Here is an 18,812-nt window from a genome sequence, read left to right on the forward strand (position 1 = left end):
GCCCCGGGCCTCCCCCAAGGCCCGGGGCGCTGCCGTGTCGTGGGCTACGGCCTCACTTCTTGTTCTTCCAGAGCGGGCTGGTGGCGATCGCCTGGAGCTGGGCGTTGGTCAGCGCCGGCGTGCTCCGGGTCGCGGCCTTGTTCTGGGCGCCGCTGTTGAACGCGCTGATCACCACCCGCAGGCCGTCCGGGTGCAGGGTGTCGACGGTCCACATCGCGGGGTTGCCGTTCTGCTTGCGGACCACGACCTTGGTGCCGTCCGGGAGCGTCTGGGCGCTGCCGTAGAGCTGCGCGACGATGTCACCGTGCTCCGCCGTGCCGTTCTGGTGGTCCTTGACGTCCCGGGTCAGGTCCTGGACGTTGAGCTGCACCATGCTCTTGCCCTTGGCGTCCGTCACCACGAAGTCGGCGTAGCCGGGCTGGCCGTCGGTCTCGCTCTCGGTGAGCCCGGCCGGGAGCAGGGTGGCGGTGATCGCCAGGATCTCCTCCTTCGAGTACTCCTTGCCGGTGTCCCGGGGCGTGGGCGCCTTCGGCACCGGCAGGGCCGCGACGACCTTGTCCCACGACTTGTCCGTCACGACGGCGGTGAGGCGGGCCGGGTCCAGCGGCGGGGCCGGTCGGCTGACCGGTGCGTCCTTCTCCTTCGGCGCGTTCCACTCGGAGAGCGTGATGTCGCGGCCGTCCTTGCCCAGCAGCTCGGCGTACCACCACTTGGTGTCGGCCCGCCCGTCCGGGTACTCGTAGCCCTGGTACACGATCAGGGCGGAGCCGTCCGGGAGGGTGCTGGTGGTGCAGGCGTCGAAGCGGGTGAGCTTCTTGTCCGGGCAGCCGAGGTCGCTCTGCGAGGTGTCTCCGGGCGCGTGCCGGGTGATGTTGATGCCGATCGCCGCCTTGCCCTTGCCGTCGTCGAACACCACGCTCGCACCGGCCGACCCAGTGATGACCGGCTTGTCACTGCTCGCCTCGGTGCCGGTCGCGGACACCTTGGTCGACGTGCCCTCGGGCAGCAGGGCCTTGAACGTGGCGAGCACCTCGTCCGCGCTGACCTGCGACGCCTGGGCGGCGCTCGGCGAGGCGCTCGGTGAAGCACTGGGGGTGGCCGTGGCGGCGGGAGCGGGGGTACCCGAGCCCGAGCCCGAATCCGCGGCGCTGACCGCGACCCGCCCGCCCACCGGGCCGCCGGCGATGCCGCCCGCCAGGTACGCGCCGCCGGTGCCGACCAGGGCGAGCGCCGTCGCTCCGCCCGCGACGGCCACCGCGGTGCGCCGGCGCCAGCGCCGGCGGCCGCGCTGGAGGCCGCCCGCGAGGAGCGGCGCCTGTTGGGTGTCGAACGCATCGCCCGTCCGGGTGATGGCGAAGAGAAGATCGTCCTCGAACTTGTCGTCTTCGGGCATGCTTGATCACCGTTTCCGTGGTCGCAGGATGAGCGGGGGACTACCGGGGGCGGGCGCGATCCGGCGCGCCGCCCGTTCAACGGGCGACGAGCTCCGCGAGCGAGTCGCCGAGCAGGGAGCGCAGCCGCGCCAGTGCGCGGGTCGTCCGGGTGCGGACGGCGCCGGAGGTGGAGCGCAGTACCTCCGCCGTCTCCTCGACGCTGCGGTCCTCCCAGTACCGCAGCACCAGGACGGCGCGGTCGCGGGCCGGCAGCCGGCCCAGCGCGTCGAGCAGGGTCAGGCGCAGCGTGCTGTCGCTCTCGCGGCCCTCGGGTTCGGGCAGATCGCCCGTGGGCCGCTCGGTGCTGGAGCGGCGGCGCTGCTGCGCGAGGAACGTGCGCACCATCACCGTGTGCGCGTACGCGCCGGGGTTGTCGATCCTGGCCGACCTGCTGGTCCGCCAGGAGTCGCGGCGCCAGAGCACGTACATCCGGCTCAGCGTCTCCTGGACGAGGTCCTCGGCCAGGTGCGTGTCGCCGCTGGTGAGCAGGCAGGCCGAGCGGTAGAGGTGCCCGGTCCGGGTGGAGACGAGTTCGAGGAACCCGGCGTCCTTCGCGTCCCGTGCTGATGCTGCCCGGCCCATCTGCTGCCCCCCGGTACCGCCTGTCCGTTCTCCCCGACACTTGAACAGATGCTCCGGACGCCGGGGAATGTTACAGCCGGCCCGGAACGGCTTCCGGGCCGGCTGCGGGGGCCGTCCGGCGGCGGCCCGGGGACAGGTGGCGGGTTCAGACCCGGCTGCGCCTGCGGTGGTCGCGGAGCACCGTCGCACCGCCGCCGAGCAGCGCCACCAGCAGGCCGGCGATGCCGAGGATGTAGGTGGCGGTGCGGCGGTCCCGGTCGGTCTGGCTCTCGGCCAGGCCGACCGGCTGCGGGACGATACCGGCGATGGCCAGCTTGACGGGCGGGTCGGGCAGCGCGGTCTCGGCGGGCACGGCCTTGCTGGTGACGGCCTTCAACGGATCGGCCACGCCCCAGCCGATGAAGCGGTTGCGGTCGTGCTCGGTGCGCTGGGCGGTCTGCTCGATCCGCGTGCGGACCTGCTTGGCCGTCCAGTCCGGATGGGCGCCGACGAGCAGGGCGGCGAGCCCGGCGACGTACGGGGAGGCGAAGCTGGTGCCGTTGTCCACGCACTGGCCGCCCTTGGGGACGGTGGAGAGCATGTCGACGCCGGGCGCCGCGATGTCGACGAAGTCGCCGTACTGGGAGAACGCGGCCCGCTCGTTGTTGCGGTCGGAGGCACCGACCGCGAGCACGGTGTCGTAGGCCGCCGGGTAGGTCGGGCCCTCCTTGCCGTCGTTGCCCGAGGAGGCCACCACCACCACGTTGGACTTCTCCGCCAGCGCGATCACGGCCTCCAGCTGGTCGAAGCCGGGGAACTTGCCGGTGTCGTCCTGGCTCCGGACGTCCTGGGAGATGTTGATCACCTTGGCGCCCTTCTGGATCGCCTGCTTGATCGCCTCGACCAGGGTGGTGACGTTGCCGTTGCCCTCGCTGTCGTTCTGCCGGATGGCCAGGATGTTGGCGCCCTTGGCGAGGCCCACGAAGCCCGTGCCGGGCAGCGGCGAGGCGGCGATGATGCCGGCCACCTTCGTCCCGTGGCCGACCTTGTCGTCCTTGCCGCCCCCGGCGTTGTCGGTGAGCAGCGTGCCGCCGTCGATGACCTTGCCGGCCAGCTGGGGGTTGGTGTCGTCCACCCCGGTGTCGATCACGGCCACGGTGACACCGGCGCCGGTCACCTTGCCGTCCTGCCACAACTGCTCCAGCAGGACCCGCTGGAGGGCCCACGGGGTGACCGGGACGTTCGGCGCGGGGCTGGGGCAGTCACCGGCCGCCGCGATGCCGACCGGTGCGCCCCCGGGGCTCTGCGCGCCGGTGTCGGCGTACGCGGGCGTCGCGGCGAGGCTGCCCGCCACCGCGAGCGCGGCCACCAGCGCAGCCGCCTTCCGGTACCTGTCCACCGACACCTTGCCACCCCTCATATGTCCACCCGTGGTCACCGTCGGGAGCTGCCCGGCACGGCCGGACGGCGCGGCTCCCGTGCGCGCGAGGGGCGGGCGCCCAGTACGGACGCCCGCCCTGTACAGCGGAGTTGCACTCACCCCTTGCGGAGCGGATGCCTGGTCAGCCACCCCAGATGTTGCGGTTCTTGTTCTCGGTCTCCTGGTAGCTCTGCGCCGCCTGGTCGAGCGAGGAGCCGATCTGGCCGAGGACCTGCTGCAGGTCGGCGGCCTTGTTGTCCCACTGCGTCTGGTAGGCCTGGTAGCCCTCCTGCGCAGCACCCTGCCACGAAGCGGCGATCTTGGTGACGCCGGACTTCAGCTCGTCGAGCTGGGCCTGGATGCGGGCGGCCGTGGCGCGAACCTCGGAGCTGGCGCCCTGGATGGTGGCGAAGTTAACAAGAATCTGCCCGGACATGATGTCTCCTTGTCGAGGATTCGGTGCCGGCCCTCTGTGGACCGGCCCACGAGTGACGCGGTGGCCTCAGCGGCCTGATCAGATCTGGCCGCCGACGCTGTTCAGCGAGGACTGCTGCTGCGCCTCAGCCTCGGAGTACGCCCGGGTGGTGGCGTTGATGGCTTCCTGGATCTTGCGCAGCGCCTCGTTCAGGCCGCGGGCGTCCTCGTTGAAGCGGTTCTGAAGGTTCTGGTAGGCCGTCGCGGCCTGGCCCTTCCAGCCGGAGGCGATCGAGGAGACAAGGCTGTCGAGCTTCTTCAGCTCACCCTGCACCTGCTCGCTGACCTCGCCCATGTGCCGGGCGAAGGCCTCCATCTCTTCAGCGGTCGTCGTGAACTGACCAGCCATGATCTACCGTCCCCCATGAGACATGTTGTCCGGGCGCTCCTGCTTCGGCCCACCCGTCGACACCACGGCGTGGTGTCCTCCAGCACTTTAGTAGGCGTACGCAAGTCGCCCAACACCGGGAGCCCGGTAGTTACCAGACCATGACACTGGTACCGGGCCCCGGGCCTGACGTCACATCAGGCGGTCTGCGGCTGAGCTGCCCCGTCGGTGCTCAGCACCGGGCCGTCGGGCACCAGGTCGGACCACTCCCTGGGCACCGGCGAGGGCTGGATGTTCTTGTAGCCGAGCCGGGCCTGCGTACCGCCGGCCTCCTCCTCCGCCTGCTTGGCCTCGTCCTGCTGCGGATCGGGCTGCGCGGCGGCCGACGGACCGGCCGGAGAGGCCTGCTGGCTCTGCTGGGCCTGCTTGCGCACGCCCGCCGCGTCACTGTTGGACTGGATCGAGTAGCGCAGCCCCGTCTCGGTGATCAGGAAGTCACTGCCGGAGCCCTCCGCGTTGGCGTCCAGCGCCCGGTAGTACTGGCCGAAACCGGGTGTCACGTGGGCCGAGCCGGCGCCGATGCTGTACTTCGCCGGGTACGTGGTGTCGACCCAGATGCTGCGCCTGGCCGTCTTGCCGTCGGCGTCCATCCCGTCGAAGGTGCTGCAGACGACGTTCTTGGCGTCCTTGGCCGCGTTCCAGTTGTTCACCGGAGCGCCCGCCTTCGCCGGCCAGTCGTCCATCAGCTTCAGCTTGTTCTCCTTCAGCGTGCCCTGGCCGTACTTCGACTGCTCGGCCGGCGTCAGCTCGTCGACCTTCGGACGGGGGTCCTTGTCCTGGTTGTACAGGCCCTGGAGGGCCGGGTTGCGCTCCAGCAGGGCGCTCTGGAAGTCCGTGATCGGGTACAGCTCGTCCTTGCCGACGACGTAGTTCTTCTCGCCGTACTTGACCAGCCGGCCGATCTTCCGGTCCTCGGCGTTCTGCAACTGCACCGAGGAGTTGGCCGACTTGACGTTCGGGTCCATGCCCGGCACCTGCGGGAAGTAGATCGCGCTCCCCAGCTTCAGGGTGTCCAGCCAGGTCGACTTGACCCGCTGCGGCTCCGCGTTCTCGCCGAACACCGCGGTGATCATCGCGCGCTTGTCCGCGTCGGAGGTCTGCGTACCGCCGATCGCGTGGCTGCGCCCCTGCGAGTCGACCAGGTAGTACGCCAGCTTGCTCTGCGTGGCGACGGCGCCCTGCTGCCCGTTGATCTGCGCGTCGTCGATCAGCTGGACCAGTACCGACTGGTCGATGTCCAGGACCTTGTCCTTCGCCTCCAGCGTCCTGGCCTCCGCCCCGCCGGCCACGAACACCGCCTGGTTGACCGTCTCGTGCTTGTCGTCGGAGCCCGGGCTGTTGCAGACCGACCACTTCATCTGCTTGCCCGCGACCGCCTCGGCCGGCAGCTTGTCCGGCGCGTACTGGATGCCGATCGTCGGCCCGTGGTTGGCGTAGGCGTCCAGCACCTGGTCCGCGACCACCACCACCTTGGCACCGGCCGGCAGCACCAGCTTCGCGGACGCCATGTTCAGCACCTGGTGCAGCCGCTTGGTCTTCTTGTCCGCGTCCAGCAGCACCACGTACCGGGTCGTGGACTGCTTGCCCTGGATGATGTTCTTGCCGCTGTCCCAACCCACCGGCGCACTGGGCTTGAACGCGCCCCAGATCCCGAAACCGGTCACCACCAGCACACCCACGACGATGCTCGGCAGCACCGCCTTGACCGGCCGCGGCGCGTCCTCGTCACTGCCGCCCCCACCGGGCAGCAGGAAGGCGCCGACCGTCCGTTTGCGGGCGAAGGTGTAGGCGTTCAGCTCGTCCCGGCGTGATGCCATTGCTCGTCGTCTCCCCTGTATGACCGACATCTGCTGTGTGACCTGCAGTCATGGTGCGGCGCCCGTCGGCCGGACCGTCCGCGAGTCTGCCACCCGCCGGGCGAGGACCACAGCGAACCCTCTACGATGCGGCAGCAGACGGTGAGTACGGTACGGGTACGGTTCGCGAACCAGCCAACCGGGCCGGGAGATCAGATCAGAGAGGGCCACTCGGGGGATGCCAAGCCAGACCGCTCCAGGGCGACGCAGCACATCGCAAGGCGGGGCCGCGGGCCGCGGCAGCCGCCGCGCCGGCGCCGCAACAGCCGCACGGAGCACGCCGACCGCACCCGTGCCGGTCAGGATCCACCCCAGGCCGGGCCTGCTCGGCAGCAGACTGCGCCTGCAGCAACTCGTGCTGATCGAGGTCGCGGTGGCGCTCGTCGCGGTCGGCTGGACCATCAACAAGGCCGCGGCCGGAGCGTTCGCACTGCCCGCCGCCGCCCTGGTCGTCCTCGCGCTCGTCCCGATGCGCGGACGCACCATCCCCGAGGCCCTGCGCGTCCGCTCCGAACTGAAGGCCCGTCGGCGCAAGGCGCAGAGCAACATCCCGCCGCCCGGCACCGACCCCGCCCTCGCCCCCGCCCTCGAACTCGACCCGGCGCTGCGCACCTGCACGCACGCCACCGAGGCCGACTTCGGCGGCCGCCCGGTGCGCCGCGAGACCGGCATGGTCGGCGACGGCACGTTCCTCAGCTCCGTCCTGCTCGTCCAGGCCAAGGACCAGCCGCTGCGCCCCGTGCGCACCGCCCTGCCGCTCCCGCTGGACGTCATCTGCTCGGCCCTCCAGGTGGACGACATCGCCCTGGAGTCCGTCCAGTTGGTGCAGCACACCCAGCCCGCGCCGGCCCCGCACCTGCCCGACCAGTCCCTGGCCGCCCGCGCCTACCAGCAGCTGCCGGACGGCACCGCCACCCCCGGCCTGCGGCTCACCTGGGTCGCCCTCAAGCTCAACCCCGAGCAGGCCTCCACCGCCGTGCTCGCCCGCGGCGGCGGCGAGGAGGGTGCCCGCAAGGCCCTCCAGCGCGTCACCGACCAGCTCGCCGGCCGGCTCAACGGCGCCGGGTTCACCGCGACCGCCCTCGACGAGCGCGAGCTGATCGCCGCCCTGGCCATCTCCACCTGCGCCAACCCGATCGCCGTGGCGGGCCGCCAGGGCACGGGCAGCGGCGGCGGCAGCGCCCGCCGCACCCAGGAGAGCGCCAAGTTCTGGCGGATCGACGACCGCTGGCACAGCACCTACTGGATCTCCAAGTGGCCGCAGCTCAGCCGTCCGGGCGGCGCGCCGGGGCGGATCGCGGCGCCCGACCTGGTCAACCTGGTCACCGGCACCCCCGCCCTGGCCAGCACCTTCAGCCTGACGGCCGCCCGCGGCACCGGCGGATCGGTGGCCATCAGCGGGCACGTCCGGGTGACCGGTCGCAGCGAGAGCGAGGTCGCCCAGGTCGGCCGGCTGGTGGAGTCCCGGGCGCAGAGCGTGGGCCTCGGCCTGTCCCGGCTCGACCTGGAGCAGGCACCCGGTCTGCTCGCCACACTGCCCCTGGGAGGGACTTCCTGATGGCCTACCAGACCTACTCCGGCGCCCAGGTCCAGTCCCCGGCGCCCGCACCGGGCACCGAGCAGGCCCGTGCCAGACCCCGCATCGTGCCCGGCTTCGGACTGCGCGGCCCCAACCGCGAGAAGCACGTGCTGACCGCCGACGACCTCGGCGCGATGGCCTTCCCGGTCGGCGACGACGGTGTGGTCATCGGCGTCGACCCGCAGCAACAGCCCGCCGTACTGGGCCTGTTCCGGCCCACCGCCTACGACCTGGTACTGGTCGGCGGCGTCTGGACGGCGCAGATCATCGCACTGCGGGCCGCCGCGACCGGCGCCCGGATCGCGGTCGAGACCGCCCGGCCGCAGCTCTGGGCCCCGATGGCGCAGGCGGCCGGCGGCGGACAGCCGTGCGTGACCGTCCACCAGGTCGGCCGGCTCGGGCCGCAGGGCGCCTCGGTCGCCTCGCCGGTGCTGGTCGTCCGCGACCTCGGCGCCCGGCCGCCGCGCAGCCGGCTGTCGGCCGCGCCCTGGCAGACCACCCTGACGCTGCTGCCGTACCTGGGGCCGAACGCCTCCCGGGTGCTGAACGCCGCCGACCTGGTGGGCCTTCAGCGGATCTCCCCGCAGGAGGCGGAGCTGGTCGGCCGGATCCTCTCGCTGGGCGACCAGGACGTCGTCTCGCTGCCCACCCTCGGCGAGGACATCACGTTGTGGGCGACCCGGATGCGGCGTCAGTACGTCCGCACCGTCGCGGGCCAGGCCGAGACCCAGGTGCTGGGCGCTCCGCGCCGGATGGACTGATCCGGGCGGCGGGTGCCGCGCCGGACCGGACCGCCGGGGTTCACCCCGAAGAGGACGTTCCCCGGACAGGATGGGACACCGCCTTCGGCGCGTGGCGAATCACGTCCTAATCTTGATGCGACGGCACCGCGAAGAGCGGCGGCGAACACGAGGGAGCCCAAGTGAGCAGCGATCGGGACGGCGTCTACGTCGGCGACAACGCGGCGGAGGACGACGACGATTGGTCCGACGCACCCGACTACACTCCCCCGTCCTGGTACACCCAGAGCGAGCCGGCCGCGGCAGCTCCCGGGGTGCCGGCCCAGCCCGGGCCGGCACCCGTGCCGGTGCAGGCCCCCGGGCCGGCCCCGGCTCCGGCGCCCGCTCCGGTGCCGCCGCACGCCGAGGCGCCCGCGCCGCAGCCCGCACCCGTCCAGCAGCAGGCGCCGCAGCCCGCACCCGCCCCGGTCGCGCCCCTCGCGCCCGCGCCGGTGGAGGCCGCGCCGGTGGAGACCGCCGCGCAGCCCCAGCAGGTCGCGCCGCCGGCCCCGGCGCCCGTCCAGCAGCAGGCTCCGCAGCCCGCACCCGCTCCCGCTCCCGAGCAGCAGCAGCCGTGGGTGCCGACCGCGGATCCGCAGCCGTACCAGCAGGCACCGGTCCAGCAGGCGCCCCAGCAGCAGGCACCGCAACAGCAGGCACCCCCGGCGCAGCCCGTCCAGCAGCAGGCGCCGCAGCAGCCGTACCCGCCGCAGTACCAGGCCCAGCAGCAGCCGCAGCAGCCCTACCCCCCGCAGGCCCAGCAGCAGGCCCCGCAGCAGGGCGGCCAGCCGCAGCCCGGCCCGGACCAGCAGGCCGCCCAGTGGGCCCAGCAGCAGGCGGCGCAGCAGGCCCAGCAGCAGGGCCAGCCGCAGCAGGTGCCCCCGCCCGGCCCGCCGGTCGACCCGCGCCAGGGCGGCTGGCCGCAGCCGACCACCTACCAGCAGCCGCCGCAGCAGCAGGGGGCCCCGGCCGGGCAGCAGGGCTGGCCGCAGCAGGGCGTGCCGCAGGCACCGGCCGCGTTCCAGCAGGGCGGCCCGCCGCAGCAGACGGCGCACGGCGCGCCGCTCGGCTACACGGCCGCCGTCGAGCTGTCCTCGGACCGCCTGCTGCGCAGCCAGCCGAAGCAGCAGCGCCAGCAGGCGCGCTTCCAGTTCGGCGGCAAGGCGGCGGCCGCCGACCGGGCCCGCAAGCTGGAGATCATCCGGACGCCGGTGATGAGCTGCTACCGGATCGCGGTGATCAGCCTCAAGGGCGGTGTCGGCAAGACCACGACCACCACCTCGCTCGGGGCCACGCTGGCCAGCGAGCGCCAGGACAAGGTGATCGCGATCGACGCGAACCCGGACGCCGGCACGCTGGGCCGCCGGGTGAAGCGCCAGACCGGCGCGACCATCCGCGACCTGGTGACGGCGATCCCGCACCTGCGCAGCTACATGGACATCCGCCAGTTCACCTCGCAGGACCTGCACTCCGGCCTGGAGATCCTGGCGAACGACGTCGACCCGGCCGTCTCGACCACGTTCAACGACTCGGACTACCGCTCGGTCATCGACGTGCTCGGCCGGCAGTACCCGATCATCCTGACCGACTCCGGCACCGGGCTGCTGTACAGCGCGATGCGCGGGGTGCTGGACCTCGCCGACCAGCTGATCGTCGTCTCGACGCCGAGCGTGGACGGTGCGAGCAGCGCCTCCACCACGCTGGACTGGCTCTCCGCGCACGGCTACGCGGACCTCGTGCAGCGCAGCATCACGGTGGTCTCCGGAGTGCGCGAGACCAGCAAGATGATCAAGATCGAGGACATCGTCGCGCACTTCCAGACCCGCTGCCGCGGCGTCGTGGTGGTGCCCTTCGACGAGAGTCTGGCGGCCGGCGCCGAGGTCAACCTCGACATGATGCGCCCCAAGGTCCGCGAGGCCTACTTCGAGCTGGCCACCCTGATCGGCGAGGACATCATCCGGGCCCAGCACGGCGGCGGCCAGCAGGCGGGCGGCTGGCAACAGCAGCAGCCCTACGGCGGCCAGCCGCAGCCGGGCCAGCAGAACGACTGGTCGCAGCAGCAGCAGCAGCAGTACCCGCAGCAGGGCCAGGGCGGCTACCCCCAGCAGGGCCAGCCGCAGCCCGGCCAGCCCGCCCCGGGCGCGCCGTGGGCCCCGCAGCCCGGCCAGGCACCGCCGCCCCCGCCGGGGTACGGCTACCCGCCGCAGCAGGGCGCCCCCGGCCCGCAGCAGCAGCAACAGCTCCCGCAGGAGTGGGCCCAGCAGCAACAGCCGCCGCAGCAGGGCGGATACGGCTACCCGCCGCCCCCGCCGCAGCAGTGAGCACGACGAAGGCCCGCCGGATTCCGGCGGGCCTTCGTGCCGTTCGTGCCGTTCGCGGTGGCGCGGCGGTCAGCGGGCGGTCAGCCCGCCGCCGGACCGGTCACGCCGGTGAGCACGCGGGCCTGCTGGACGTCGTCGGCCATCCGCACCAGCAGCGCGTCGATCGAGTCGAACTTCTCCATCCCGCGCAGGTAGGCCAGGAAGTCCACGGCGACGTGCATGCCGTACAGGTCCAGGCCGACCCGGTCGATGGCGTACGCCTCGACCGTCCGGGCGGTGCCGTCGAAGGTCGGGTTGGTACCGACCGAGATCGCGGCGGGCATCCGCTCGCCGTTCGCCGTCAGCCAGCCCGCGTACACCCCGTCGGCCGGGACGGCGCTGTGCGGCACGGTCTCCACGTTCGCGGTCGGGAAGCCGAGCTCCCGGCCGCGCTGCGCCCCGCGCACCACCACGCCCTCGACCCGGTGCGGGCGGCCGAGTACCTCGGCGGCGCCGGCCAGGTCCCCGGCCGCGACCAGGCGCCGGGTCAGCGTCGAGGAGAACGGCTCGCCGTCGCCGGCCGCGCCGCGCACCTGGAGGTCGACGACCTCGACCTCGAAGTCCGCCTCCCGGCCGAGCTTGCCGAGCAGCTCGACGTTGCCCGCCGCCCGGTGGCCGAAGCGGAAGTTGGGGCCCTCGATGACGGCCCGCGCGTGCAGGGCGTCGACCAGCACGGTCTCGACGAAGGTCTCCGGCGACTCCTGCGAGAACTCCAGGGTGAACGGCAGCACCAGCACCGCGTCCACGCCCAGCTCCTCGATCAGCTCCGCGCGGCGCGGCTGCGGGGCGAGCAGCGGCGGGTGGCTGCCCGGCCGGACGACCTCGCTGGGGTGCGGGTCGAAGGTGACCACGACCGCCTTGGTGCCGAGTTCGCGGGCGCGTTCGACCGCCCGGTTGATGATCAGCTGATGCCCGCGGTGCACACCGTCGAACGAGCCGATGGTGACGACGCTGCGTCCCCAGTCGCCGGGGATCTCCTCCAGGCCACGCCAGCGCTGCACCCTGACCGCTCCTTGTTCCGTACGACGCGTACCGTCTGTACGCTCAAACGCTCACATCCGAACCCCTATAGCGTGCCATGCGCCCGCCCCTGCTTCGGCACCGGAAGGCCGGTTGTGCGCGGCTGTGCTGGTTGCCCCGGCCGCGACAGCCCGCGCTGGGCCTGCGCCGCCGCGTACTGCGGGTCCCGCCCGGCCGCCGTCAGGGCCCGCAGCCGGGCCAGTCCGGGCCCTTCGGGCAAGGGTGGTGCGTACTCGTCCGGCCACTGCGCCAGCAGCAGCGCGAAGGCCGCCGACCGCCCCGCGCAGCGCAGCAGCACCTCGTCCGCCTCCAGCAGAGCGGCGCCCGCCAGCGCCACCAGCTCCCGCGTCCGGGCCGGGTCCCGCCGCTCGCAGCCCTCCGCGAGGCACTCCAGGACGGCGGTGAGCACCGCCGGATCACTCTCGGCGGCCACCAGGGCGGCCAGCAGCTCCGCCCGCGCGCCCCCGCCCGGCGCGGCCTGCCCGCCCGGCGCCGCGAGCAGCTCCGCGAACACCCGCCGCCCGGCCGGCCGGAGCGCCAGCACCGCGTCGAGCAGGGCACGCAGCTCCGCCGGGGCTCCGGCCGGGCCGGGCAGGCACCGCAGACGGCGCCCCAGGTACTCGGCGGCGACCTGCCCGGCCAGCTCCGGACGCTCCCTCAGGAGCCGGGCGGCCAGCTCCGCGGCGCCCCGCCGGGCGGCCGGCGATGCCGCTGCGGCCAGCGCCCGCAGCCCCTCGGCCACCGCCGCACCCGGCGCGGCCAGCCGGGCCGTCAGCGCGGCCAGGACGGGCTCCGGGTGGCTCTCCAGTGCCGGGCCGAGGGCGGCGGCCGTGACGAACGGATCGCCGCGGCCGTAGGCCGCCAGGGCGCGCGGCAGGTGCCCCGCCCGGGTCTGCGGCGCGTGCACGAGCAGGGCCAGCGCCGCGCCGTGCAGCGCGGGTTCGTCCTCGCGGGCCAGCAGCGCCAGCGCGCTGTGGCGCAGCAGCTCCGGGCCGCTGCCGCGGGCGTGCGGCGCGGCCCGCAGGGCGTGCACGGCGGCGGCGACGTGCCGCTCGGGGCGCGGGTCGTGGCTCCAGCGGTCGACGGCCCGGCAGAGGGCGGACGGCTCGTCGGCGGCCAGCACCGCCAGCAGGGCGTCGGCGCGGGGGTGCGCGGTGTCGGCCAGCCGGTCCGTCAGGTCGTCCAGGGCGAGGTCCCGATGACTGTGCAGCAGGTCGTGGGCCAGGTCGGCGACGGTGCTGCCGGGGCGCGCGGGCAGGCCGCGCGGGTCGCCGAGCCAGCCGCAGAGCAGCGGGACGACGGTGGCCGGGTCGGCCCGCAGCCGCCGGGCGGTGGCGGCGAGGAAGCGCTGCTCCGGGCCGTCGGTGCGGACGAGCCGGCGCAGCAGGTCGAGTTCGTGCTCCGGCGGCAGGCCGAGCGCGGCCCAGAAGGCCGGGCCGAAGCGGTCCGGGGCCCGTTCGGCGCCCCGGTCGGCGAGCTGCGCCAGCAGGTCGCGGCGGCCGGCCGCCGCCGGGTCCGCCGCCAGTACGCCCGCCAGCAGCCGCCCGGCCCACCAGGCGGGCTCGCTGCCCGCCGGGAGGGTGTCGAGGGCCCGCAGCAGCCGGTGCAGCCACGGATCCAGGGCGGTCGGCCCCCAGGTGTCGGCGAGGGCCCGCAGGGCCGCCAGGACGGGCCCGGCGCGGTGCCTGGCGACCGCGGGCTCCCGCGCACCGGCCCCGTCCTCGTCCAGCAGCAGCCGCAGCGCCTCGTCCAGGTCCAGGTGGAGCCCCTGCAGCCAGTCGGAGAACTCCTCGTGGGCCGGGCGGTAGCCGGGCCCGGCCGGGACGAACAGACGCTCCGCCAGGGCGGCGGCGGCCCAGCCGCCGGCCTGCGGGAACAGCTCGTCGAAGTCCGTCCGGGCGAGCGAGCCGTGCCCGGGGCCCAGCATCCGGCGCGCGGCCTCGTGCACGCGCCCGGCGACCGCCGCCGCGAGCCGCCGCAGCCGGCCGTGGTCCTCCCCGGCGGGCCGGGGGCCGCCCCGGCGGTGCGCACCGGGGCGGCGGGGCGGCGCGGTGCCGGCCAGCCGCCGGGCGACGGCGAGGCAGCGCAGGTCGAGGTGTCCGGCGAAGAGTTCGCCGCGCGAGCCGGGCTCGCCGTGGACGCCCGCCGCCCACAGCTGCCCGGCGAGCCGCAGGGCGAGCGGGTGCCGGGCGTCCGCGGCGGCGGGCCGGCCGGCCGGCAGGCCGTGGTGGCGGCGGGCCCGGTCGGCGGTCTCGGCGGGCAGCGGTCCGAGCCGGTGCACCCGGGGCCTTTCCGCCGGGTCGGCCCCGTCGTCGGCGCCGGGCGCCGGGTGGGCGAGCTGCTCCCAGGCGTCCGGGCCGCAGGCGGTCAGCAGCCGGGCCCCGCAGCCGTCCAGCCACCGGGTGGCGGCCCGCAGCCAGGCCGTGTCGAGGGCCGCGGGCGCCTCCTCGGGGCTGTCGAGGACGACGAGCAGCGGGCGGTGCGCGGCCGAGCAGAGCGCGGCCGCCTCGCCGGGGTCGGGCCCCGGCCCGGCGCCGGGCCGGTCGCCGGCGAGCAGCCGGGTGGCGTCGGCCAGTGCCCGGCCGACCGCTTCGGCGAGCGGGGCGGCGCCGGGGCCGTCCCGGTACAGGTCGGCGCCGCGGAGCCAGAGCGTGGGCAGGGCGCGCAGGCCGCTCGCGCGCCGGGCGGCCAGGGCCGCCAGTTCGGTGCTGCGGCCGCTTCCGGGGGCACCGAGCAGCGCGGTGACGGTGGCCCGGGGCTCCTCGCCGACCAGTCCGTCCGGCCGCTCGACACGGTCGGCGGCGAGGTCGGCGACGGCTGCCGGTCCGGCATCGGCCGAGGCCAGCCGGACGGCGGCCAGCCGCAGCACCCCCGCCAGGTTGAGCGCCCGGCCGTAGCCGGGGACGCCGGCGGCGTTGCGGGCGAGCAGCCGTGCCAGGTCCGGGTCCCCGTCGCCGGGTACGGCGGCGAGGGCCCCCACGGGGTGTGTCCCGGCCGGGTAGGGGCTGCGCAGGCCTGGGGCGACGACGCCGAGGACGGCGCCACTGGCGGCGTCCAGGACGGGCGCACCGGCCGGTGGCGCGCCGAGCAGCTGGGGCAGGTCCAGGACGAGGGCGCCGCCGATCACGTGGAACTCGCCCGCCCAGGCGTACATCGCGGCCGTGCCGGCCGCGATCCCGCCCTGCAGCAGGGTGATCCGCTGGTCGTTCCCGGCCGTCCGGGGCACCGCGACCGGCCGGCCCGGTGCCGGGGCGGCGATCGGCAGCGGCGGTACCGGCAGGGCGCCGGCGGCGCCGGTGCGGAGCAGGGCGAGGCCCTGGGCGGGCAGCAGCAGCATGTCGTCCGGCCCGAGGAGGCGGCTCTGCCCGTCCTCGGTGTGCAGGACCACCCGGTCGAGGCCGGCCACCACCTCGTGCGCGGTGAGGACGGTGCCCTGCGGGTCGGCGACGAAGCCGAGGCCGCGCAGGGCGCCGTCCAGGCCGCGGATCCGCAGCAGGGCCCGTCCGGGCTCCGCCGCCGCTGGGCCGAGGCCACCACCCGTCATTCGCGCCGCCCTCCCGCAGGACCGGGCGGGCCCCGGCGGGGCCCGTCACGGCCGTCGTGCCCGCCGCCGGGACAATGCCCGGCCGGGGGCCCGCCCGACCGCCCGCACGCCGCTCACAACCGCCGTTCACCTCGCGCGCTCGCCCGTCCGGGTGATCCTGCCGCCCCGGGACGCGGAGAAGCCCGTACGCGCGTGCGTACGGGCTTCTCCGGGGGTCCGGTCCGGCCGGTCCGTGTCGTGTCCGGCCGGTCCGGCCGGGCCTCAGCCGACGAAGACGGCCACCGGGCGGGCGTGGCCGCCCTTCTCCTCGACCAGGGCGAGGAAGCGCTCCTCGGGCCCGAAGACGGCGATCGGGCCGTCCACCCCGAGCCCGGGGGCTTTCAGCTTCACGCCGTTGGCGAGCAGCGCGGCCTGCTCGGCGTCGATGTCCCAGCGCGGGAAGGCGGCTGCGGCGGCCTCGCCGATCGGCAGCACCGGGAGCCCGGTGGCGCCGTCGCCCGTGGCCGCCGCCTCCAGCTGCTCCAGCGTGTGCGCGGACTCGACCCCGTACGGGCCGACCCGGGTGCGCCGCAGGGCCGTCAGGTGCCCGCCGACGCCGAGGTCGGCGCCCAGGTCGCGGGCCAGCGCCCGGATGTAGGTGCCGGAGGAGCACTCCACGGTGACGTCCAGGTCGACGACGGGCGTGCCGTCCTCGGCCACGGCCTCGCGCAGCCCGTGCACGGTGAAGGAGTGGACGGTGGTGGAGCGGGCCGGGATCTCGAACTCCTCGCCCTCGCGGACCCGGGTGTAGGAGCGCTTGCCGTCGATCTTGATCGCGCTGACCTTCGACGGCACCTGCATGATCGCGCCGGTGAGCTTCGCCACCCCGGCGTCGACGGCCTCCCGGGTGACGGCGGTCGCGGGCGTCGAGGAGGTGACCTCGCCCTCGCGGTCGTCGGTGACGGTGTCCTGGCCGAGCCGGATCGTCGCCTCGTACGTCTTGGCGGTGAGCATCAGGTGCCCGAGCAGCCGGGTGGCCCGCTCGACGCCGATCACCAGCACGCCGGTGGCCATCGGGTCCAGCGTCCCGGCGTGGCCGACCTTGCGGGTCCCCGCCAGCCACCGCAGCTTGGCCACCACCCCGTGCGAGGTGATGCCCTCCGGCTTGTCGACGATGACCAGGCCGTCGGGGCCGGTTCCCTTGCGCTTCATCGGTTCACTTCTCCAGCGGACGATCGACGGACGCCCGTCCCGGGGGACGACCGTCATACGGTGACGCCCGTCATTCAACAGGACGCAGCGCCGCCCGGAACCGCCCGACCACGCTCTCGACGTCCGCGCGGGCGGAGAACCCGGCCGCGTAGGTGTGCCCGCCGCCGCCCAGCTCGCCGCAGGCCAGCGCGACGTCCACCGCGCCCTTGGAGCGGGAGGAGCCGCGCAGGGTGCCGTCCGGGTCCTGCTTGAGCACCAGCGCGACCTCGGCCTCGGCCGGGCGGCGCAGGATGTCGATCAGGCCCTCGATCTCCTCGACGGTGACCCCGAACAGGGCGAGGTCCTCGTACGGGACCCAGGTCCACACCAGCCCGAGGCCGCCGGCCGCCGCAGGCTCGTACACCGCGCGTTGCAGCGCGCCGGCGAGCACCTTGAGATAGCCGAAGGAGGAGGTGTCCCACAGCTGCCGGGAGATCAGGTCGTGCCGGATGCCGGTGCCGAGCAGGCGCCCGGCCAGCTCGTGGGTGGCGGGGGTGGTGGCGGCGTACTTGAACGAGCCGGTGTCGGTGGCCACGCCGGTGTAGAGGCAGGTGGCCAGCTCCTGGTCGAGCGGTACGCCGAGGCGCCGGAGCAGCTCGTCGACGAGGACGGCCGTGGCGGGCGCCGTCGGGTCGATCAGCTGGTGGGTGCCGAAGCCGGGGTTGGAGGCGTGGTGGTCGAAGACGGCCAGCACCGGAGCGGCGAAGGCCTTGTCGTGGAGCAGCCCGAGCCGCCCCTCGGAGGCCACGTCGAAGCAGAGCACCAGCTCCGGGACGTCGGGGATGTCCGCGGCCGGGACGATGAGGTCCTGGCCCGGCAGGAAGGCGAGCGACTCGGGGACGATCTGCGGGTCGTCGCCGAACGACACCCGCACGTCGTGGCCGAGGGTGCGCAGCGCGAGCCCGGCCGCGAGGGCCGAGCCGAGTGCGTCCCCGTCGGGGCAGATGTGGCAGATCAGGTCGATGGAGCGGGCCCGGCCGATCTCGGCGACGACCTGCTGCCAGACCAGCTCGAAACCGGCCACCTCGGTACGCGGACCAGGAAGCGCCGCGAGGGCACCCTCCACCGTGATGGTGGAGGGCGCCCCCGCTGCCTCACCTGCCGCTGTGCTCACCACCGAGGGTGCCACCGACGGCTCCCCGGCCATGCCTACTCGTCCTCGTCGTCACGCTCGGAGGCCGGCACCTTGTACGGGTCCGCGTCTCCGGCGTGCGTCTTGCCGGCCGCCGTGGTGCGCACCGCGGCGTCGATCTGCCTGGCCCGGTCGAGCAGGTCGTCGATGTTGCGGGCGTTGTCCGGCAGCGCGTCGGCGACGAAGGTCAGCGACGGCGTGTGGCGGACCCCGGTCTCCTTGCCGACGGTGCTGCGGAGAATGCCCTTGGCACTCTCCAGAGCCGCGGCCGCGGCCTGACGGTCGGTGTCGTCGCCGTAGACCGTGTAGAAGACGGTGGCCTCACGGAGGTCCCCGGTCACCCGGGTGTCGGTGATGGTCACGAAGCCCAGTCGCGGGTCCTTGACCCGGCGCTGCAGGGTCTCGGCGACCACCACCTGGATGCGGTCGGCGAGCTTGCGAGCCCTTGCCTTGTCGGTCACGTTGCCTCCTCGTGCAGTGGGCCCGGTACTAGGGTCAACGACTCACCCTCAGGGGCCCATGCCCCAACGTACCGGCCCGCGCCCAGCCTTGTGGGCGCTCTCGGTCCTGATCCGTGTGAGAGTGGCGACTCGAATCGCCCTCCCCGCGGACCCTAATCATCGTCGTCACCGTGGTAGCGCCTCCTCGCGGAGAGCAGTTCCACCTCGGGGCGGCCGGCGACGAGCCGCTCGCAGCTGTCCAGGACCTCGGTGACGAACCCGGCTTCGCCGGACACCACCGCGACGCCGATCTCGGCCCTGCGGTGCAGATCCTGGTTCCCGACTTCCGCCGCGCACACGCTGTACTTGCGCTGCAGCTCGGCCACGATGGGCCGCACGATCGAGCGCTTCTCCTTCAGCGAGTGGACGTCGCCGAGCAGAAGGTCGAACGTGAGTGTTCCTACGAACATGTATGACAGGTCAAGCCGACCTGGAGGCCTCGGGGCGCCGCCCGCAGGACGGAGCGGCGTAGGAGGACCTTACACAGCCAGGCCGGGGCCGGTCGACGGGAATTTCGTCCCGCCGACCGGCCCCGG

At 74.4% G+C, this 18,812-nt stretch carries 15 protein-coding genes; 3 read left to right on the forward strand and 12 right to left on the reverse strand.

The features are described 5' to 3' along the window. Positions 1–52: 52 nt before the first annotated feature. The 6 genes from ACFUK0_RS27045 to ACFUK0_RS27070 all read right to left on the reverse strand — a co-directional run bounded on the left by ACFUK0_RS27045 (position 53) and on the right by ACFUK0_RS27070 (position 6,093). On the reverse strand, positions 53–1,393 hold the full coding sequence (locus ACFUK0_RS27045) for a hypothetical protein (protein ID WP_380254642.1): 1,341 nt from the start codon (positions 1,391–1,393) through the stop codon (positions 53–55). Between the two features lie 76 nt (positions 1,394–1,469). Beyond that, positions 1,470–2,015, reverse strand: a complete 546-nt coding sequence (locus ACFUK0_RS27050) for a SigE family RNA polymerase sigma factor (protein ID WP_380254644.1) — start codon at positions 2,013–2,015, stop codon at positions 1,470–1,472. Positions 2,016–2,160: 145 nt separating this feature from the next. Next, positions 2,161–3,393, reverse strand: coding sequence for a type VII secretion-associated serine protease mycosin (gene mycP / locus ACFUK0_RS27055; RefSeq protein WP_380254646.1), 1,233 nt, complete (start codon positions 3,391–3,393; stop codon positions 2,161–2,163). 163 nt (positions 3,394–3,556) lie between these two features. Beyond that, entirely contained in the window at positions 3,557–3,850 is a 294-nt protein-coding gene (locus tag ACFUK0_RS27060; protein ID WP_380254648.1) for a WXG100 family type VII secretion target, read from the reverse strand. Between the two features lie 78 nt (positions 3,851–3,928). Continuing rightward, positions 3,929–4,237, reverse strand: a complete 309-nt coding sequence (locus tag ACFUK0_RS27065) for a WXG100 family type VII secretion target (RefSeq protein WP_380254650.1) — start codon at positions 4,235–4,237, stop codon at positions 3,929–3,931. A gap of 176 nt (positions 4,238–4,413) precedes the next feature. Next, complete coding sequence (locus ACFUK0_RS27070) at positions 4,414–6,093, reverse strand: type VII secretion protein EccB (protein WP_380254652.1); 1,680 nt, start codon at positions 6,091–6,093, stop codon at positions 4,414–4,416. Positions 6,094–6,424: 331 nt separating this feature from the next. On the opposite strand from ACFUK0_RS27070, the gene eccE reads away from it, so the two are divergent. From eccE to ACFUK0_RS27085, 3 genes are all read left to right on the forward strand, one after another. Beyond that, positions 6,425–7,690 (forward strand): type VII secretion protein EccE, encoded by a 1,266-nt coding sequence (eccE, locus tag ACFUK0_RS27075; protein ID WP_380254654.1) that lies wholly within the window; start codon positions 6,425–6,427, stop codon positions 7,688–7,690. Further along, positions 7,690–8,472, forward strand: a complete 783-nt coding sequence (locus ACFUK0_RS27080; protein WP_380254656.1) for a hypothetical protein — start codon at positions 7,690–7,692, stop codon at positions 8,470–8,472. The genes eccE and ACFUK0_RS27080 overlap by 1 nt, the downstream gene beginning before the upstream one ends. A 161-nt stretch (positions 8,473–8,633) precedes the next feature. Further along, positions 8,634–10,811: an AAA family ATPase gene (locus ACFUK0_RS27085; protein ID WP_380254658.1), complete on the forward strand. Its 2,178-nt coding sequence runs from the start codon at positions 8,634–8,636 to the stop codon at positions 10,809–10,811. 80 nt (positions 10,812–10,891) lie between these two features. Here the strand turns inward: ACFUK0_RS27085 and ACFUK0_RS27090 are convergent, their stop codons facing one another. The 6 genes from ACFUK0_RS27090 to ACFUK0_RS27115 all read right to left on the reverse strand — a co-directional run bounded on the left by ACFUK0_RS27090 (position 10,892) and on the right by ACFUK0_RS27115 (position 18,686). Continuing rightward, positions 10,892–11,851, reverse strand: a complete 960-nt coding sequence (locus ACFUK0_RS27090) for a bifunctional riboflavin kinase/FAD synthetase (RefSeq protein WP_380254660.1) — start codon at positions 11,849–11,851, stop codon at positions 10,892–10,894. Between the two features lie 65 nt (positions 11,852–11,916). Continuing rightward, positions 11,917–15,414 (reverse strand): serine protease, encoded by a 3,498-nt coding sequence (locus ACFUK0_RS27095; protein WP_380254662.1) that lies wholly within the window; start codon positions 15,412–15,414, stop codon positions 11,917–11,919. 261 nt (positions 15,415–15,675) lie between these two features. Continuing rightward, on the reverse strand, positions 15,676–16,605 hold the full coding sequence (gene truB, locus ACFUK0_RS27100; RefSeq protein ID WP_380254664.1) for a tRNA pseudouridine(55) synthase TruB: 930 nt from the start codon (positions 16,603–16,605) through the stop codon (positions 15,676–15,678). 70 nt (positions 16,606–16,675) lie between these two features. Continuing rightward, entirely contained in the window at positions 16,676–17,791 is a 1,116-nt protein-coding gene (locus tag ACFUK0_RS27105; RefSeq protein WP_380254666.1) for a bifunctional oligoribonuclease/PAP phosphatase NrnA, read from the reverse strand. Between the two features lie 2 nt (positions 17,792–17,793). Next, entirely contained in the window at positions 17,794–18,237 is a 444-nt protein-coding gene (gene rbfA / locus ACFUK0_RS27110; protein ID WP_380254668.1) for a 30S ribosome-binding factor RbfA, read from the reverse strand. A 152-nt stretch (positions 18,238–18,389) separates the two neighbouring features. Further along, the gene (locus tag ACFUK0_RS27115) at positions 18,390–18,686 is read right to left on the reverse strand and encodes a DUF503 domain-containing protein (RefSeq protein WP_380254670.1); all 297 of its coding nucleotides are present in this window, start codon (positions 18,684–18,686) and stop codon (positions 18,390–18,392) included. Between the last annotated feature and the right edge of the window lie 126 nt (positions 18,687–18,812).

The organism is Kitasatospora sp. NPDC057223 (genome assembly GCF_042669755.1).
Taxonomy (GTDB): domain Bacteria; phylum Actinomycetota; class Actinomycetes; order Streptomycetales; family Streptomycetaceae; genus Kitasatospora.

Excerpts from the sequence above, each read along its gene's own strand:
- ACFUK0_RS27080 (WP_380254656.1), top strand. The coding sequence starts at position 7,690 with ATGGCCTACCAGACCTACTCCGGCGCCCAGGTCCAGTCCCCGGCGCCC.
- ACFUK0_RS27115 (WP_380254670.1), bottom strand. The coding sequence starts at position 18,686 with ATGTTCGTAGGAACACTCACGTTCGACCTTCTGCTCGGCGACGTCCAC.
- ACFUK0_RS27095 (WP_380254662.1), bottom strand. The coding sequence starts at position 15,414 with ATGACGGGTGGTGGCCTCGGCCCAGCGGCGGCGGAGCCCGGACGGGCC.
- truB (WP_380254664.1), bottom strand. The coding sequence starts at position 16,605 with ATGAAGCGCAAGGGAACCGGCCCCGACGGCCTGGTCATCGTCGACAAG.
- ACFUK0_RS27065 (WP_380254650.1), bottom strand. The coding sequence starts at position 4,237 with ATGGCTGGTCAGTTCACGACGACCGCTGAAGAGATGGAGGCCTTCGCC.
- ACFUK0_RS27105 (WP_380254666.1), bottom strand. The coding sequence starts at position 17,791 with ATGGCCGGGGAGCCGTCGGTGGCACCCTCGGTGGTGAGCACAGCGGCA.
- ACFUK0_RS27045 (WP_380254642.1), bottom strand. The coding sequence starts at position 1,393 with ATGCCCGAAGACGACAAGTTCGAGGACGATCTTCTCTTCGCCATCACC.
- ACFUK0_RS27070 (WP_380254652.1), bottom strand. The coding sequence starts at position 6,093 with ATGGCATCACGCCGGGACGAGCTGAACGCCTACACCTTCGCCCGCAAA.
- ACFUK0_RS27050 (WP_380254644.1), bottom strand. The coding sequence starts at position 2,015 with ATGGGCCGGGCAGCATCAGCACGGGACGCGAAGGACGCCGGGTTCCTC.
- ACFUK0_RS27060 (WP_380254648.1), bottom strand. The coding sequence starts at position 3,850 with ATGTCCGGGCAGATTCTTGTTAACTTCGCCACCATCCAGGGCGCCAGC.